The 15433-nt window shown below is 62.2% G+C and carries 17 protein-coding genes; 14 read left to right on the top strand and 3 right to left on the bottom strand.

From position 1 onward, the window contains the following. Position 1: 1 nt before the first annotated feature. The 5 genes from motD (at position 2) to I5S59_RS08195 (ending at position 3536) form a co-directional block, all read left to right on the top strand. Positions 2-889, top strand: coding sequence for a flagellar motor protein MotD (motD, locus tag I5S59_RS08215; protein ID WP_197876182.1), 888 nt, complete (start codon positions 2-4; stop codon positions 887-889). A gap of 45 nt (positions 890-934) precedes the next feature. After that, positions 935-1723 carry a ParA family protein gene (locus tag I5S59_RS08210; protein ID WP_197876181.1) on the top strand — a complete coding sequence of 263 codons (789 nt, stop codon included), beginning with the start codon at positions 935-937 and terminating at the stop codon, positions 1721-1723. Next, positions 1723-2595, top strand: coding sequence for a CheW domain-containing protein (locus I5S59_RS08205; protein ID WP_197876180.1), 873 nt, complete (start codon positions 1723-1725; stop codon positions 2593-2595). Before I5S59_RS08210 ends, I5S59_RS08205 begins: the two co-directional genes overlap by 1 nt. 61 nt (positions 2596-2656) lie before the next feature. Beyond that, a complete protein-coding gene (locus I5S59_RS08200) occupies positions 2657-3136 on the top strand; it encodes a chemotaxis protein CheW (RefSeq protein ID WP_028945467.1) in 480 nt (159 codons plus the stop codon). Between the two features lies 1 nt (position 3137). After that, entirely contained in the window at positions 3138-3536 is a 399-nt protein-coding gene (locus I5S59_RS08195; protein WP_197876179.1) for a DUF2802 domain-containing protein, read from the top strand. Positions 3537-3578: 42 nt separating this feature from the next. On the opposite strand, the gene I5S59_RS08190 is transcribed toward I5S59_RS08195, so the two are convergent. The 3 genes from I5S59_RS08190 to I5S59_RS08180 all read right to left on the bottom strand — a co-directional run bounded on the left by I5S59_RS08190 (position 3579) and on the right by I5S59_RS08180 (position 8327). Then, positions 3579-6323 carry a dermonecrotic toxin domain-containing protein gene (locus tag I5S59_RS08190; RefSeq protein WP_197876178.1) on the bottom strand — a complete coding sequence of 915 codons (2745 nt, stop codon included), beginning with the start codon at positions 6321-6323 and terminating at the stop codon, positions 3579-3581. Positions 6324-6417: 94 nt separating this feature from the next. Then, the gene (locus tag I5S59_RS08185) at positions 6418-6762 is read right to left on the bottom strand and encodes an EscU/YscU/HrcU family type III secretion system export apparatus switch protein (protein ID WP_197876177.1); all 345 of its coding nucleotides are present in this window, start codon (positions 6760-6762) and stop codon (positions 6418-6420) included. Continuing rightward, the gene (locus tag I5S59_RS08180) at positions 6759-8327 is read right to left on the bottom strand and encodes a flagellar hook-length control protein FliK (protein ID WP_197876176.1); all 1569 of its coding nucleotides are present in this window, start codon (positions 8325-8327) and stop codon (positions 6759-6761) included. Before I5S59_RS08180 ends, I5S59_RS08185 begins: the two co-directional genes overlap by 4 nt. 163 nt (positions 8328-8490) lie before the next feature. On the opposite strand from I5S59_RS08180, the gene ccmA reads away from it, so the two are divergent. The 9 genes from ccmA to ccmI are packed head-to-tail and all read left to right on the top strand — an operon-like array spanning position 8491 to position 15431. Continuing rightward, positions 8491-9123: a cytochrome c biogenesis heme-transporting ATPase CcmA gene (gene ccmA / locus I5S59_RS08175; protein WP_197876175.1), complete on the top strand. Its 633-nt coding sequence runs from the start codon at positions 8491-8493 to the stop codon at positions 9121-9123. Then, the gene (ccmB, locus tag I5S59_RS08170) at positions 9120-9788 is read left to right on the top strand and encodes a heme exporter protein CcmB (protein WP_038616869.1); all 669 of its coding nucleotides are present in this window, start codon (positions 9120-9122) and stop codon (positions 9786-9788) included. The genes ccmA and ccmB overlap by 4 nt, the downstream gene beginning before the upstream one ends. A 43-nt stretch (positions 9789-9831) precedes the next feature. Then, a complete protein-coding gene (locus I5S59_RS08165; protein ID WP_128324374.1) occupies positions 9832-10608 on the top strand; it encodes a heme ABC transporter permease in 777 nt (258 codons plus the stop codon). Further along, positions 10605-10781: a heme exporter protein CcmD gene (gene ccmD / locus I5S59_RS08160; protein ID WP_128324375.1), complete on the top strand. Its 177-nt coding sequence runs from the start codon at positions 10605-10607 to the stop codon at positions 10779-10781. The genes I5S59_RS08165 and ccmD overlap by 4 nt, the downstream gene beginning before the upstream one ends. Then, positions 10778-11233: a cytochrome c maturation protein CcmE gene (gene ccmE, locus I5S59_RS08155; RefSeq protein WP_128324376.1), complete on the top strand. Its 456-nt coding sequence runs from the start codon at positions 10778-10780 to the stop codon at positions 11231-11233. Before ccmD ends, ccmE begins: the two co-directional genes overlap by 4 nt. Before the next feature lie 11 nt (positions 11234-11244). Next, positions 11245-13218, top strand: coding sequence for a heme lyase CcmF/NrfE family subunit (locus tag I5S59_RS08150; RefSeq protein WP_197876266.1), 1974 nt, complete (start codon positions 11245-11247; stop codon positions 13216-13218). Beyond that, positions 13215-13751, top strand: a complete 537-nt coding sequence (locus I5S59_RS08145; protein ID WP_197876174.1) for a DsbE family thiol:disulfide interchange protein — start codon at positions 13215-13217, stop codon at positions 13749-13751. The genes I5S59_RS08150 and I5S59_RS08145 overlap by 4 nt, the downstream gene beginning before the upstream one ends. Beyond that, complete coding sequence (locus I5S59_RS08140) at positions 13748-14224, top strand: cytochrome c-type biogenesis protein (protein ID WP_197876173.1); 477 nt, start codon at positions 13748-13750, stop codon at positions 14222-14224. The genes I5S59_RS08145 and I5S59_RS08140 overlap by 4 nt, the downstream gene beginning before the upstream one ends. Further along, positions 14217-15431, top strand: coding sequence for a c-type cytochrome biogenesis protein CcmI (gene ccmI, locus I5S59_RS08135; RefSeq protein WP_197876172.1), 1215 nt, complete (start codon positions 14217-14219; stop codon positions 15429-15431). Before I5S59_RS08140 ends, ccmI begins: the two co-directional genes overlap by 8 nt. Positions 15432-15433: the final 2 nt, after the last annotated feature.

Raw genomic sequence — 15433 nt, 5'->3', positions numbered from 1 at the left:
CATGGCGCGCCGTCGACAGCCCGAAGAGCATGAAAACCACGAACGCTGGCTGGTGTCCTACGCGGACTTCATCACCTTGCTGTTTGCCTTTTTCGTGGTCATGTACTCGATCTCTTCGATTAACGAGGGCAAGTACAAAATCCTTTCCCAGGCGTTGATCGGGGTGTTCAACGACCCGGAAAAAAGCATGCGTCCGATCCCGATCGGTGATGAGCGTCCGCTGACGGTGAAGCCGGCCGAACCTCTGATCAAGGACAGCGACCAGGTGGACGCCGGGCTTGCACAGACCAGCAGCGACCCGCTGAAAACCATTACCGACGATGTACGTGATGCCTTTGGCGACCTGATCAAGTCCGATCAGATGACCGTGCGCGGTAATGAGCTGTGGGTCGAAATCGAACTCAACTCTTCGCTGCTGTTTGGCAGCGGCGATGCAATGCCCAGCGATGTTGCGTTCAACATCATCGAGAAGGTCGCCAGGATCCTCAAACCGTTCGCCAACCCGGTGCATGTCGAGGGCTTTACCGACGACCTGCCGATCCGCACGGCGCAATACCCGACCAACTGGGAACTGTCTTCGGCACGCGCCGCCAGTATCGTCCGCCTGCTCGCGATGGAAGGGGTGAACCCGGCACGCATGGCGTCGGTGGGCTATGGCGAGTTCCAGCCGATAACCGGCAACGACACCGCCGAAGGACGGGCGCGCAACCGCCGGGTGGTGCTGGTGATCTCCCGCAACCTTGAAGTGCGTCGTAGCCTGACCGGTACCGGCAGCGCCAATGCAACGCCTGATGCGGCATTGAAGCGGGCTGGCACACAAACTGCACCGGCAGCGGTATCACCGACGGTGGGGGGCAATCGCGTCAATCCTCCGTCACCGAACCCATAACCGTTCCTGGCAGGGCAGGCCGCCTTGCCGGGAGGAAGCAGCGTAATGAGAGTCTGGGCAGTAGCCAATCAAAAAGGTGGCGTCGGTAAGACCACCACTTCTATCGCTCTGGCCGGCTTGCTGGCCGAGGCGGGCAAGCGCGTGGTCGTGGTCGATCTCGACCCCCACGGGTCCATGACCAGCTACTTTGGGCACAATCCGGACGTTCTGGAGCACAGCTGCTACGACCTGTTCCTGCACAAGGGCAGTGTGCCTGAGGGTTTGCCGGGGCAATTGCTGCTGCCCACCAGTGACGAGAAGATCTCGCTGTTGCCGTCGAGCACGGCACTGGCTGTGCTGGAACGCCAGTCGCCCGGGCAAAGTGGCCTGGGCCTGGTAATCGCCAAGTCTCTGGCGCAGCTGTGGCAGGACTTCGATTACGCCATTATCGACAGCCCGCCATTGCTGGGCGTGCTGATGGTCAACGCCCTGGCAGCCAGCCAGCAGCTGGTGATTCCGGTGCAGACCGAATACCTGGCGGTGAAGGGGCTGGAGCGCATGGTCAGTACCCTGGCGATGGTCAACCGCTCGCGCAAGCAGGCGTTGCCCTATCACATCGTGCCAACGCTGTTCGACCGTCGTACGCAAGCCTCGATGGGCACCTTGCGGGTGCTGCGCGATGCCTATCCCGAGAACATCTGGCAAGGCTACATCCCGGTGGACACGCGCCTGCGTGATGCCAGCCGTGCCGGCGTGACGCCGTCGCAATTCGACGGCAAGAGCCGCGGGGTGGTGGCCTACCGGGCGCTGCTCAAGCACCTGTTGACCTGCAACATTGCCCAGCAGGTGGCCTGATGAATCGCGCCCACAAGCTCGCTACCGGCCCGCAACTGGCCCTGCAGTCCTACCTGGACGGTTTGCTGCATGAGGCCACCGAGGAAATCGGGCAGGTTGTACAGTCCATCGAAATCGACGAGTTCCAGGCTGCGGTGCTCGAAGAGCAGGCGCGCGATGCCCAGGTTGTCCGTCAGTCGCCGGCACCGGAGGTCAAGGCCAAGCCCTTGCCGTTTGCGGAGCCAGCGGCGGTAGCGCTGCCGGCTGTGCTGCCGGTTGTTGCGCCGATGCCTGAACCCGAACCTGAACCGGTAGCAGTTGCAGTGATCGCCGAGCTGCCGACACCGGTCGAGCCGCTGGTGGAGGTGCACCTGCCACCCGCGCCCAACACACCCGTGCCGCCAGTCACTGTCGACGGTCGCCCGGCCTGGGCTGCCGAACCCTTTGAGTGCCTGCTGTTTGACGTGGCCGGGCTGACACTGGCGGTACCGCTGGTGTGCCTGGGCTCAATCTATTCATTGGCCGGCCATGAGCTGACGCCACTGTTCGGACAACCTGACTGGTTCCTGGGCATCCTGCCAAGTCAAAGCGGCAACCTTAAAGTCCTGGACACTGCACGTTGGGTAATGCCCGACCGCTACCGCGACGACTTCAGACAGGGCCTGCAGTATGTCATTTCGGTTCAGGGCTACGAGTGGGGGCTGGCGGTGCATCAGGTCAGCCGTTCGCTGCGCCTGGACCCCAACGAGATCAAATGGCGCAGCCAGCGCGGCCAGCGACCCTGGCTGGCGGGCACGGTCATCGAACACATGTGCGCCTTGCTGGATGTTGCCGAGCTGGCCGAGTTGATCGCCAGCGGTGCAGTCCGGCAGCTGCACGCAATCCATAAATAATCGGTCGCGCCTGCGACCGCACAGAGCACTCCGCCGAAGGCGGTTTTTGAGGGATAGGGGAATGAAAAAGTCGTCTGCACAAGGTTCCGAAGATCCGATCCTGCAGTGGGTAACCTTCAAACTGGACAACGAGTCCTACGGCATCAACGTGATGCAGGTGCAGGAAGTCCTGCGCTATACCGAGATCGCCCCGGTCCCGGGTGCACCGAGCTATGTGCTGGGCATCATCAACCTGCGTGGCAACGTGGTCACCGTGATCGACACCCGCCAGCGCTTCGGCCTGATGTCGAGTGAAATCACCGACAACAGCCGCATCGTCATCATCGAAGCCGACAAGCAAGTGGTTGGCATCCTCGTCGACAGCGTCGCCGAAGTGGTTTACCTGCGCCAGTCGGAAATCGAAACCGCGCCGAATGTAGGCAACGAAGAATCGGCCAAATTCATTCAGGGTGTGTGCAACAAGAACAACGAACTGCTGATCCTGGTCGAGCTGGACAAGATGATGACCGAGGAAGAGTGGTCCGAGCTGGAGAATATTTGAGGTGATCCTCGAGGTTGCAGTCATTTTTCTGGCGTTGCTCTGGGTGCTCAGCCTGTGGTTCTTCCTGAACTACAGCAAGCGCCAGCGCGAGGTAGCGGCCCAGCAGGCTCAGGGGGATGCGCTGCGTGACCAGCGCATCAAGGATCTGGCCAAGCGCCTGGACGACTACCAGAACGGTACGGTGCGCATGGGCGAAGCCCTGCATGAGCTGCGTGCGACGGTAGCACCGCTGCCCGACAAAATGTTGCAGTTGGAGCAGCGTGACCCCAACAGTCTGTCGTTCGCTCAGGCGGCGCGGCTGGTGGGCATGGGCGCCAGTGTCGATGAGCTGACCCAGTCGTGCGGCCTGACCCAGGCCGAAGCGGAGCTGATGAGTAAGGTGCATCGCGCCGAGCAATGAGCCCCACTGATGCCGGGGCGGGCAAGCCCACCCCGGTAGTGGTCAGGTTGTGGTCCACGAATGATTGCCGCCCACATTGGCAATGCGTACCAAAGGCAATTGCTCGCGCCAGGCCAGCTTAAAGGCGTCACGGGGAATGAACGTCCAGATATTGACCTGATTCATGGCCAACAGATTGAACACCTGCCGCAATTTATGCAGGCCGGGCAAATGCTGTTCGACGACGTCGGTTAGCAGGCGTGGGCCGGTCAGCCGGCTGAGGCGTTCCGCATAGCGGTAGAAGCCTTGCGGGTTGTCCGCCAGGCTCGGCTTGCTGTCATAGAAGCTCGTGTCGGCCAGGTAGCGGGCGCGCATTTCGTCTGAAATCAGGCGCAGGGTCGGATTGCCGGGGTGGCTGCCGATCAAGCTGGTATTGTATTCCCAGTTCATGCCCATCTTTTGGTTGCTCATCGGTTGATGCAGCAGCAGGCCCTCTGGCGTAGTGAGCAAGGGCACGGTATCGATGGCCGCCACGTCGGCAGGCGCACCCTGCGAGGGGTCGCGTAATGGGTCTTCATGTGCGGCGAGCAAGGTGTCGTCGATGTCCATATACAGGCCGCCTTCATGCTCAAGCAAGGGGTAGCGCAGCACATCGGACGCCGAAGAGAAGTTGCAGGCGACGCCGCCGTTGCCATCGATGGCATGGCGATACTGGCTGAAATTGTCACTCTCGCTGAACGCCTGGTAGAACGGCTGCTCTTCCAATGTCAGAACCGTGAGGCCTGGTGCATGCTCTGCCAACAGGCGGGTGTTCGCCTCGAAAGCAGTCGGCGTGGTATTCGACAGAAACAGACGCAACTCATAGTCACTGCTGCTCAGGCGCTGAGCATTGCCGGCGATGTTCTCCAGCAATTTGCTGCTGATGACTTTGTCACCGACCCAGATCGAGGAGATTTTTTTCGGGATCGCTTGCAAAGTTGCAGGGTCGAGAACCGGAATCTCCACTGGCAGCGGCAAGTCGACACCCAGTGAACGCAGCGTGTTCATACGCATCTGATTTGTGACCGGGCGCTCCATGGCGTTAACCGTGACCAGTTCCCTGCGTCCCTCCCTTGCAACGTAGAACGTGGGCATGACCTCGTTCAAGTCGTCCTCAGTGACAAAGGCATCCCGTTCCAGGTCATACACCACGTTAATGCCATAGCCACCCACGGTCGTCTGCAGTTGATCCGGTTCGCCGGTATACAGTGGCTGGCGGATAACCGACGCGGCGACGGCCGGGTCTCCACCTGGCAGGGGTGCTATCGAGTCATCGAGGACGAAGAACTCGGCCGCTTCGATCTCGGGCAGGTGAGGCGGTGACACGGGACTCAGCGGGTAGCCCCATTGTTCATTGACTCGAGTAGGCAGGACGAAGCCTTCACCTCTGATGTCAAACAGTGCCGGGACTTTGGCGCCCGCCTCCAGTGCCAGCGGCAGGGCGTTCAGCAGGCCGAACTCAAGCGTGGTCACCCCGTCGGCCTTGGCATTCAGTGACTTGCCGTTGATCGCCTGATCCAGACCCAGACTGAATTGGCTGATGCCGACCAGGGCGAAGAGCGGAGCCAACTCTGGTACTACCAGTGCCAGCGGGCCGAGCAGGTTGATCGAGGTGGTGAGGTAACCGCGCCATTTGGCTTTGGTCACTTCGCTATCGCTGGTGATGATGAAGTCGGCATCGGCGTAGCTGCGCTCGCGTTGGCGTTGGCTCAACGCTTCGAACAGGTCGCCTTTGATCGAGCGGCTATAGGTGGTCGGACGGTAGTTGACATAGTCGCGCGGCGACCAGGGACCATCGGTGGTAAACCCGGCGCGGTTCGGCGAGCGCCAGTGGATGGCGGGGTAGGCGCCCAGGCCATCGAGCGCCGTATCCAGGCCGCTGAAGTCGAGGCCGTCGGGCGTGTCGGCCAGGTGGAAATGCTGGCGCAGCGCCTGGCGCTTGTCGGCGTCCTGGCACTGCAGGCCAATCCAGTCCTTCATCGCATTCATGTCGGAGAATTCGTGCAGCGGCGCGCTGTTGCCCGGGATATAGAGCAGGGCGGACGGGCCGGCGCTGTCGGCGATACAGATGATGTCGCTGGCGGCATAGCCATAGATGTTCAGGGGCCGGACCCGCAGGCCGGGTGACCGTTTTTCAAGGCCTGCTGCCTGCCAGCACAGGCTTCGCCCGCCATCGCTCAGCGATCTCTGTAGGGATTGTTTGTTGCAGGCAGCGATGAAGTTGATCTTTGCCGCCAGGCGATGGTCCTGCAGGTGTTGCGCCCAGTACTGGTCGAGCAGCTTCTTGTAGTGGGCATGAAAATCCAGATTCCAGATGTAGCGCTGCAGTGCCTCGACGTCGACGGGCAAGTGAGTGGTTGCATCGATCTGTACCGGGTCAGACCTGCGAAACAGCCCATTGAACACCGAGTAGGCTGCGCTGTTGTCCAGTACGCTGTGCTCGGGTAACGCGTTGACAATTTTCAGCGTGTCTTTGGGAAAGTAACCTGCCCAGTGTCCGGGGAACAGGCTACCGATAAGGTCTTTGTTCGATTCGCCCTGCCAGTTCGACACCAGTGCCTGAGTAAGCGACATCCGGTTGACGATCACCGCTTCTTGGCCACGGTAATGCAGGGTGACAACGTCGGTTTGCTCCGGGTCGAGCTGCAAACCTTGAGTGCCCGCCCATTCGCCGATGCAACGGGCAGCTTCCCGGTCGGGGCGGGGGACGTGCTTGAGGAGATCGCGCACAAACTGTACGCCAGCGGCATTTACATAGGTCTGGAGCATGGTGGAGCACCTTTGCGGGGATGAAAGGTGCAAGCGTGACCATGAAGTGCAACGCGACGTGGTAGTTAGTTATGTCACCTTGTGCGCACGTAGGTCATCGCGTGCCTGACCCCAATGGCAGGCGCAGTTGTTCTGGTGTGACATCTCTCGGCGCGCTGGCGGGCTCATTGAATCCGACGGGCACCTTGCCGCGCAGTTGCCAGGCAAAGGCGATGATTTCCGCAATGGTCAGGTACAGCGCTTCCGGAATCCGGTCGCCCAGTTCCATGCGCGCGAGCAGGCGTACCAGCTCGGCGTTCTCGTAGATGGGCACTTCGTGTTCGCGGGCAATAGCCAGGATCGCTTCAGCCAGTTCGTCGTCACCCTTGGCACTGAGCAGTGGCGCCTGTTGCCCGTCGTAGCTCAGGGCAATGGCCTGTCGCGGGTTCTTCTCGATCATGCGGTTTCATCCACCCAGCGCTGTTCCAGACGGGTACGCGGCCCTTGTGGCGGGGTACCGTGATGACAGTGCAACTCTGTCACGTTGAGGCCACGTGCCAACAAGCGTTCACGCAGGTTGCCCAGCTGACTGTCGATCAGTTGAGCGGTACTCGGGAGTTCTGCCCACAGCTGGCTGGACAGTGCACCCTGGCTGATGTGGGCCTGGACCTGCACAGGGCCAAGCGGCGCCAGGTCGAAGGACAACTCGATGCGCCAGAGCATTTCCAGCGGATCGCGACGTTCGCGCTCCGGGTCGCTTTGCTGTTCGGGTGTTTCTTCGCGTTGCAGCTTCATTTGCACGGGCATGAAGTCCTGGCCGCTGCGTACGGGTATTTCCAGCTGCCAGGTGGTCTGCAGGTTGCCGTCGGCCGTGGTGCCGGTCTGCTCCAGGCTTGCCAGTTGATGGCTCTGAAAACGGGAGATCGCTGCGGCGGCCAGGCGCAGCAGGTGCTCGAGATCACCTTCACCTTGCTGGCTTTGCAGCTGCCTTGAGGGCAGGGGGAAGCCGCCGGGTTGCGGGCGCGGGCTGACCTGGCCGAGCATGCCCAGGGCACTTCGGACCATGCCGGGCATCACCTGGGCCAGGGTGCTGGCCGCAGCACCCGGGTTGAACTGGGCATTGCCGGGCAGCCCTGGCAGCAACTGTGCCACCAGGCGCACCACTTGCGCTTTCAGGTCCGGTGCGAGACTGGCGGGCAGGCCGGCAAGCAATTTGGCCTCGAGAAACACGCCACTGTTGCTCAGTGCCTGGGCCAGGCCTTTGGGGTCAGTGAGCTGGCGGACATCCGGCAAGGTGTTCAGCAGCTTGTCGACGCTGCTGCGCACTTCGTTGGAGGCGTTGCTGTCACGCAACTGCTGCAACTGGCTGAGCAACCCTTGCAAGGAGGCCTGGCGGTTTTGCTGGCTGCTCAGGTGCTGGGCGATTGCCAATTGCTCCTGACGCCCGCTGAGCGGGACGAAACTCAGCGATTGGTCGCCCTGTACCCTGGCACTGAGCAAGCTGCCCACTGCCAGCGGCCGGGGGCTGTCGATGGTCAGTGTGGTGCCGGCCTGAGCACCGCCGAGCAGGGTCACCAACGAGCGGTATTGTGCCAGTTGACCGGCAGCTTGCGGCAGTGCCTGGCTGGTCAGTACCTTGCCTTGCAACAGAGAGCCGACGGGCATCTCCCGGGTGTCGATACGGGTCAGGCTGGCGACGCTGGTGGCGATGGCCTGTTGCACGGTGATGGCCAGGTTCGAGGTACTGGTCTGGCTGACGGCCAGCAGGCTGCCCTGCGCCAACGGCTGGCTGCTGCTGGCCTGGACATTGGTTTGCTTGCCACTGTCCTGGGTCAGTTTGAGCAGCAGTTGAAAGTCCTGGCCGACCTGGCGCAGTGCCAATACTTCGGCCTTCGCCGTCTCACCGGGGGCGAGCAATGCCTGCTGCTGTGGCTGCAACAAACGCAGCAGCTCACCGGTCGTCGACGCACGTACCTGTGCGGTGGCCGGAAGCGCTGTACCGAGGTTGTTGATTTCGCCTGTCATCCGCTAGCAACCTGTTGAAATAGCCCTCTTTGCAGTAGGACATCGCATGTATAATGCCGCCCGATCTTTCGCGATCAGAGCGGCCGGGCTGTATCTCCATTGCCAGTATAACGGCAAGGCCGGGACCGACTTGAGACAGGCATCCCAAGCATAAGGCGAAACTGTGACCCCTCAACTCGAAGCTGTGGGCCTGGCCTGCGAGCGCGACTGGCGCATGTTGTTCGAACACCTCGAATTGCGCCTGGCGGCGGGCGACATGCTGCAGGTCAGCGGCCCCAATGGCAGCGGCAAAACCAGCCTGCTGCGCTTGCTGGCCGGCCTTATGAGCCCGACGGCCGGGCAGATTCGCCTCGACGGCAAGCCATTGGCCGAACAGCGCCATGAACTGGCGAAAATTCTGCTGTGGATCGGCCATGCCGCCGGTATCAAAGACCTGCTCAGCCCCGAAGAGAACCTGGCCTGGTTGTGCGCCCTGCATCGCCCGGCAGACCCTCAAGCGATCTGGAAAGCGCTGGAAGCGGTCGGCCTGCGCGGTTTCGAAGATGTTCCCTGCCATACCCTGTCGGCCGGCCAGCAACGCCGTGTGGCCCTGGCCCGCTTGTACCTGGACAGCCCGCCACTATGGATCCTCGACGAGCCGTTCACCGCCCTGGACAAGCAGGGCGTGGCGCAACTGGAAGCGCACCTGGCCGCGCATTGCGAGCAGGGCGGGATGGTTGTGCTGACCACCCACCACACGCTGGAGCGCAAGCCGTCCGGTTACCGTGAACTGAATCTGGGGCAGTGGGCCGCATGAGTGTGTTTGTCCTGTTGTTGCGTCGCGAAGCGCGTCTGTTGTGCCGACGCCCAGCCGAACTGGCCAACCCGCTGGTGTTCTTTGCCATCGTCATCGCGTTGTTCCCGCTGGCGGTGGGGCCGGAAACTCAATTGTTGCAAACCTTGTCTCCGGGACTGGTGTGGGTGGCCGCCCTTTTGTCGGTTTTGCTCTCGCTGGACGGGCTTTTCCGCAGTGATTTCGAGGATGGCTCGCTGGAACAGTGGGTCCTTTCGTCGCACCCCTTGCCACTACTGGTGCTGGCAAAAGTACTGGCACACTGGGCCTTTTCCGGTCTGGCGCTGGTATTGTTGGCGCCCTTGCTGGCACTGATGCTAGGTTTGCCTTCGGCGTGCCTGCCGGTACTGCTGGCATCGTTGTTACTCGGTACCCCGGTACTGAGCCTGCTGGGTGCTGTGGGTGCGGCCCTGACAGTGGGTTTGAAACGTGGCGGCCTGCTGTTGGCGCTACTGATTTTGCCGTTATACATCCCGGTATTGATCCTGGGCAGTGGCGCTCTGCAAGCGGCCCTGCAAGCTATGCCGGCGACCGGTTATCTGCTCTGGCTTGGCAGCCTGACCGCCTTGGCAGTAACTCTGGCACCTTTTGCAATAGCGGCTGGCCTGAAGATCAGCGTCGGCGAATAATGAGGTCTGGGCAGTGCCCAGCAAAGACCCTGGATGTACCGTGATGAAAAGCAGCGCAATCAGCTGGACGTGGTTTCATAAACTGGGTTCGCCCAAGTGGTTTTATGCCATCAGTGGCCGCATGCTGCCGTGGCTGGCGGTTGCCGCCGTCTTGTTGATCGGCATCGGCGTGATCTGGGGCCTGGCGTTCGCGCCGCAGGACTACCAGCAGGGCAACAGCTTCCGGATCATTTACATTCACGTACCGGCCGCCATGCTGGCGCAGTCCTGCTACGTGATGCTGGCCGTGGCCGGTGTGGTCGGGCTGGTGTGGAAAATGAAGATCGCCGACGTTGCCCTCCAATGTGCGGCGCCCATCGGCGCCTGGATGACCGCCGTGGCGCTGGTCACCGGTGCCATCTGGGGCAAGCCGACCTGGGGCAGCTGGTGGGTCTGGGATGCGCGCCTGACCTCGATGCTCATTCTGCTGTTCCTGTACTTTGGCCTCATTGCCCTGGGCCAGGCCATCAGCAACCGCGAGAGTGCGGCCAAGGCCTGCGCCGTGCTGGCGATTGTCGGGGTCATCAATATTCCGATCATCAAGTACTCGGTGGAGTGGTGGAACACCCTGCACCAGGGCGCCACCTTCACCCTCACCGAAAAGCCGGCCATGCCGGCCGAGATGTGGTTGCCGCTGCTGCTCACCGTGCTGGGTTTCTACTGTTTCTTCGGCGCGGTGCTGTTGCTGCGCATGCGCCTTGAAGTGCTCAAGCGCGAGGCCCGCGCCAGCTGGGTGCGTGAAGAAGTCCTGAATAGCCTCGGGCGGGAGATGGCACGATGAGTTTTGCCTCGTTCGGCGATTTCCTCGCCATGGGCCATCACGGCCTGTATGTCTGGTCGGCCTATGGCATCTGCCTGCTGGTGCTGGCTGTCAACGTTGCCTCGCCTGTATTGGCCCGGCGCCGTTACCTGCAAGAAGAGGCGCGCCGTCTGCGCCGGGAGAACAACCAGTGAATCCGCAACGCAAAAAGCGCCTGTTCATCATCCTCGGCCTGCTGGCCGGGGTTGGCATCGCCGTAGGCCTGGCCCTGAGTGCTCTGCAGCAGAATATCAACCTGTTCTATACCCCGACCCAGATCGCCAATGGCGAAGCCCCGCTCGATACCCGCATTCGCGCCGGCGGCATGGTCGAGAAGGGCTCGTTGCAGCGCTCGGGCGATTCGCTCGACGTGCGTTTTGTGGTCACCGACTTCAACAAATCGGTGCCGATCACCTACCGTGGCATCCTCCCGGACCTGTTCCGTGAAGGGCAGGGCATCGTTGCGCTGGGCAAACTCAATGCCGATGGCGTGGTGGTAGCCGATGAAGTGCTGGCCAAGCATGACGAGAAGTACATGCCGCCGGAAGTGACCAAAGCCCTCAAAGAGAGCGGCCAGGCCGCTACCGACGCTGGAGCCAAGCCATGAACGCGGCGCTGATCATTCCCGAACTTGGCCAGCTGTCGATGATTCTGGCCATCTGTTTTGCCTGTGTGCAGGCCAGCGTGCCGCTGCTGGGGGCCTGGCGTGGCGACAGCCTGTGGATGAGCCTGGCGCGGCCAGCGGCCTGGGGCCAGTTTGCGTTCCTGGCCTTTGCGTTTGCCTGCCTGACCCATGCGTTCATGACCGACAACTTCTCGGTCGAATACGTTGCCAACAACTCCAACAGTGCCTTGCCCTGGTACTTCAAGTTCAGCGCCGTGTGGGGTGCCCACGAGGGTTCGCTGCTGCTCTGGGCGCTGATTCTGGGCGGCTGGACCTTCGCCGTGTCGATCTTCTCGCGGCAACTGCCGCAAGTGATGCTGGCGCGGGTACTGGCGGTGATGGGCATGATCAGCGTCGGTTTCCTGTCGTTCCTGATTGTCACCTCCAACCCGTTTTCGCGTTTGTTGCCGCAAGTACCGACCGATGGCCGCGACCTTAACCCGCTGCTGCAGGACATCGGCCTGATCGTGCATCCACCGATGCTGTACATGGGCTATGTAGGCTTCTCGGTGGCGTTCGCCTTTGCCATCGCCGCCTTGCTGGGCGGGCGCCTGGATGCGGCCTGGGCACGCTGGTCGCGGCCTTGGACGCTGGTGGCCTGGGCGTTCCTCGGCATTGGTATCACCCTCGGCTCGTGGTGGGCCTACTATGAGCTGGGCTGGGGCGGCTGGTGGTTCTGGGACCCGGTGGAAAACGCCTCGTTCATGCCGTGGCTGGTGGGCACGGCGCTCATCCACTCGCTGGCAGTTACCGAAAAGCGTGGCGTGTTCAAGAGCTGGACCGTGCTGCTGGCCATTGCTGCGTTCTCGTTGAGCCTGCTGGGCACCTTCCTGGTCCGTTCCGGCGTATTGACCTCTGTGCATGCGTTCGCCTCCGACCCGGAACGCGGCATCTTCATCCTGATCTTCCTGCTGTTCGTGGTCGGTGGTTCGCTGACCCTGTTCGCCCTGCGTGCGCCGGTGGTCAAAAGCCAGGTCGGCTTCGCCCTGTGGTCGCGGGAAACGCTGCTGCTGGCCAACAACATCGTGCTGGTGGTCGCCGCCTCGATGATCCTGCTCGGTACCCTGTACCCGTTGATCCTCGACGCCCTGACAGGAGCGAAGCTGTCAGTAGGGCCGCCGTACTTCGATGCGCTGTTCATCCCGTTGATGGCGTTGCTGATGGTGGTCATGGCCATTGGCGTGCTGGTGCGCTGGAAAGACACCCCGAGCAAATGGCTGGTCGGCATGCTCACGCCGGTACTGATTGCCAGTGCCGTGCTGGCGCCGGTCTGCGGGCTGTTGGTCGACGACTTCGACTGGCAGGTGCTGACCACCTTCGCCCTGGCCGCGTGGATCGTGCTGGCCGGTGTTCGCGACATTTTCGACAAAACCCGGCACAAGGGCCTGCTCAAAGGTCTGCGTGGCCTCAATCGCAGCTACTGGGGCATGCACGTGGCGCACCTTGGGCTGGCGGTGTGCGCCCTGGGTGTGGTGCTGTCGAGCAACAACAGTGCCGAGCGCGACTTGCGTCTGGCCCCGGGCGAGTCGGTCGAGCTGGGCGGTTACCAGTTCATCTTCGAAGGCGCCAAGCATTTTGAAGGGCCGAACTTCACGTCGGACAAGGGCACAGTGCGGGTCGTTGAAAACGGCCGTGAAATCAGCGTGCTGCACCCGGAAAAGCGCCTGTATACCGTGCAGCAGTCGATGATGACCGAGGCCGGGATCGATGCCGGTTTCACCCGCGACCTCTACGTTGCCCTCGGCGAGCCGCTGGACAACGGTGCCTGGGCCGTGCGTGTACACGTCAAACCCTTTGTGCGCTGGATCTGGCTGGGCGGTTTGCTGACGGGCCTGGGCGGCCTGCTGGCGGCCATGGATGGGCGTTATCGCGTCAAGGTCAAAGCCCGTGTGCGTGAAGTACTGGGCATGTCTGGAGCAACTGCATGAAGCGTTGGATCATGGTGCTGCCGCTGGCGGTATTTCTGCTGGTGGCGGTGTTTCTTTACCGCGGTTTGTTCCTCGACCCCACCGAACTGCCGTCGGCAATGATCGGCAAGCCGTTCCCGGCCTTCACGCTCAAATCGGTGCAGGATGGCAAGACCCTGACCCAGGCGGACCTGATCGGCAAACCGGCGCTGGTCAACGTCTGGGCCACCTGGTGCCCGTCGTGCAAGGTTGAGCACCCGTACCTGAACAAGCTGGCCGAGCAGGGCGTGGTCATCCACGGGGTCAACTACAAGGATGACAACGCCGCCGCCAACAAGTGGCTGGCCGAGTTCCACAACCCGTATCAGCTCAATATCGCTGACGACCAGGGGGGGCTGGGCCTGAACCTGGGCGTGTATGGCGCGCCGGAAACTTTCCTGATCGATGCCAAGGGCATCATCCGTTACAAGCACGTCGGCGTGGTCGACGCCACCGTCTGGCGTGAGCAACTGGCGGCGCAGTATCAGGGCCTGGTCGATGAGGCCAAGCCATGAAGCGTTGGCTGGCCGCAGTTGTAATGGGTTTGGGCCTGGCCGGGGTGACCCAGGCGGCGATCGACACCTATCAGTTCGCCAATGACGCCGAGCGCGAGCGTTACCACGAGCTGACCAAGGAGTTGCGCTGCCCCAAGTGCCAGAACCAGGACATCGCCGACTCCAATGCGCCGATTGCCGCCGACCTGCGCCGGGAAATCTTCCGCATGCTGGGCGAGGGCAAGAGCAACCAGCAGATCATCGACTTCATGGTCGATCGCTACGGTGATTTCGTGCGCTACAAACCTGAGCTGACAGCCCGTACCTGGTTGCTGTGGTTCGGCCCGGGCGTGCTGCTGGTGGGTGGCTTTGGCCTGCTCGCGCTGATCGTGCGCAAGCGCCGGGCGCAAAGCGCAGGTGGCCCTGTCGACCTTTCTCCCGAGGAGCGCGAGCGCCTCGCCAAATTGCTGGACAAAGAACAGACCCATGACTGAATTCTGGCTTGCTGCAGGCCTGCTGTTGCTGGTGGCCCTGAGCTTTTTGCTGATCCCGGTGTTGCGTGGCCGTCGTGCGCAACTGGAAGAAGACCGTACCGCGCTGAACGTTGCGCTTTATCAGGAACGGGTCGCCGAGCTGACCGCTCAGCAGGCGGCGGGCGTTCTCGATGCCGATCAACTGGCCAAGGGCCGCGATGAGGCCGCTCGCGAGCTGCTGGACGACACCGAAAATGCCGAGCCGCAACGCTTGGGGCGCTTGGGTAAACCGTTGCCGTTGCTGGCTGCGGTGCTGGTGCCGTTGATGGGCCTGGGCCTGTACCTGCATTTCGGTGCCAGCGAGCAGGTCGAATTGACCCGTGAGTTCGCCGAGGCGCCGCACTCGATGCAGGACATGACCGCCCGCCTTGAGCGCGCCGTCGAAGCACAACCTGATTCGGCCGAAGGCTTGTACTTCCTTGGCCGTGCCTACATGGCCCAGGAGCGTCCAGCCGACGCCGCCAAGGTTTTCGAACGCGCCGCCAAACTGGCGGAGCGCCAACCGGAGTTGCTCGGCCAGTGGGCACAGGCGCTGTACTTCGCCAACGGCAAACAGTGGACCGAACAGCTCCAGGCGCTCACCGACGAAGCGCTCAAGGCCGACCCCAACGAAGTCACCAGCCTTGGCCTGCTCGGCATTGCCGCGTTCGAGAGCGAGCATTATCAACAGGCCGTCGACTACTGGAATCGCCTGCTGGTGCAGTTGCCCGAAGGCGATGCCTCGCGCAGCGCCCTGCAAGGCGGCATCGAGCGCGCTCAGGAAAAGCTCAAGGCGGGTGAGGGCAAGGTTGCCTCAGCACCGACAGAGGCACCGGCAACGGCGGCCGGGCCGCGGATGAAGGTGCGCGTTGAGCTGGCTGCGGCGCTCAAGGATCAGGTCAAGCCTGACGATACGGTGTTCATTTTTGCCCGCGCCAGTTCCGGCCCGCCCATGCCGTTGGCCGCCAAGCGGGTGACGGTGGCGCAGTTGCCCATCGAGGTCGAGCTCAGCGACAGCGATGCAATGATGCCGAGCATGAAACTGTCGAGCTTTCCTGAAGTCCAACTGGTTGCACGCGTATCGCGGGCTGGCAAGCCGACCCAGGGTGAATGGATCGGTCGTAGCAGCCCGCTGGCCAGCAGCACCACCGCTGCTCAGCACCTGACCATCGACAGCCCGGACCAGTAAGA

The organism is Pseudomonas alkylphenolica (assembly GCF_016009175.1).
GTDB classification, from domain to species: domain Bacteria; phylum Pseudomonadota; class Gammaproteobacteria; order Pseudomonadales; family Pseudomonadaceae; genus Aquipseudomonas; species Aquipseudomonas alkylphenolica_B.
This window is presented reverse-complemented; position numbering and strand designations above follow the sequence as displayed.

What these genes read in the sequence shown, in the direction of transcription:
- I5S59_RS08140 (WP_197876173.1), top strand. Translation starts at nt 13,748, where the DNA reads ATGAAGCGTTGGCTGGCCGCAGTTGTAATGGGTTTGGGCCTGGCCGGG.
- I5S59_RS08180 (WP_197876176.1), bottom strand. Translation starts at nt 8,327, where the DNA reads ATGACAGGCGAAATCAACAACCTCGGTACAGCGCTTCCGGCCACCGCA.
- I5S59_RS08185 (WP_197876177.1), bottom strand. Translation starts at nt 6,762, where the DNA reads ATGATCGAGAAGAACCCGCGACAGGCCATTGCCCTGAGCTACGACGGG.
- I5S59_RS08205 (WP_197876180.1), top strand. Translation starts at nt 1,723, where the DNA reads ATGAATCGCGCCCACAAGCTCGCTACCGGCCCGCAACTGGCCCTGCAG.
- ccmB (WP_038616869.1), top strand. Translation starts at nt 9,120, where the DNA reads ATGAGTGTGTTTGTCCTGTTGTTGCGTCGCGAAGCGCGTCTGTTGTGC.
- ccmI (WP_197876172.1), top strand. Translation starts at nt 14,217, where the DNA reads ATGACTGAATTCTGGCTTGCTGCAGGCCTGCTGTTGCTGGTGGCCCTG.
- I5S59_RS08145 (WP_197876174.1), top strand. Translation starts at nt 13,215, where the DNA reads ATGAAGCGTTGGATCATGGTGCTGCCGCTGGCGGTATTTCTGCTGGTG.
- I5S59_RS08165 (WP_128324374.1), top strand. Translation starts at nt 9,832, where the DNA reads ATGAAAAGCAGCGCAATCAGCTGGACGTGGTTTCATAAACTGGGTTCG.
- I5S59_RS08210 (WP_197876181.1), top strand. Translation starts at nt 935, where the DNA reads ATGAGAGTCTGGGCAGTAGCCAATCAAAAAGGTGGCGTCGGTAAGACC.
- I5S59_RS08190 (WP_197876178.1), bottom strand. Translation starts at nt 6,323, where the DNA reads ATGCTCCAGACCTATGTAAATGCCGCTGGCGTACAGTTTGTGCGCGAT.
- I5S59_RS08200 (WP_028945467.1), top strand. Translation starts at nt 2,657, where the DNA reads ATGAAAAAGTCGTCTGCACAAGGTTCCGAAGATCCGATCCTGCAGTGG.
- motD (WP_197876182.1), top strand. Translation starts at nt 2, where the DNA reads ATGGCGCGCCGTCGACAGCCCGAAGAGCATGAAAACCACGAACGCTGG.
- ccmD (WP_128324375.1), top strand. Translation starts at nt 10,605, where the DNA reads ATGAGTTTTGCCTCGTTCGGCGATTTCCTCGCCATGGGCCATCACGGC.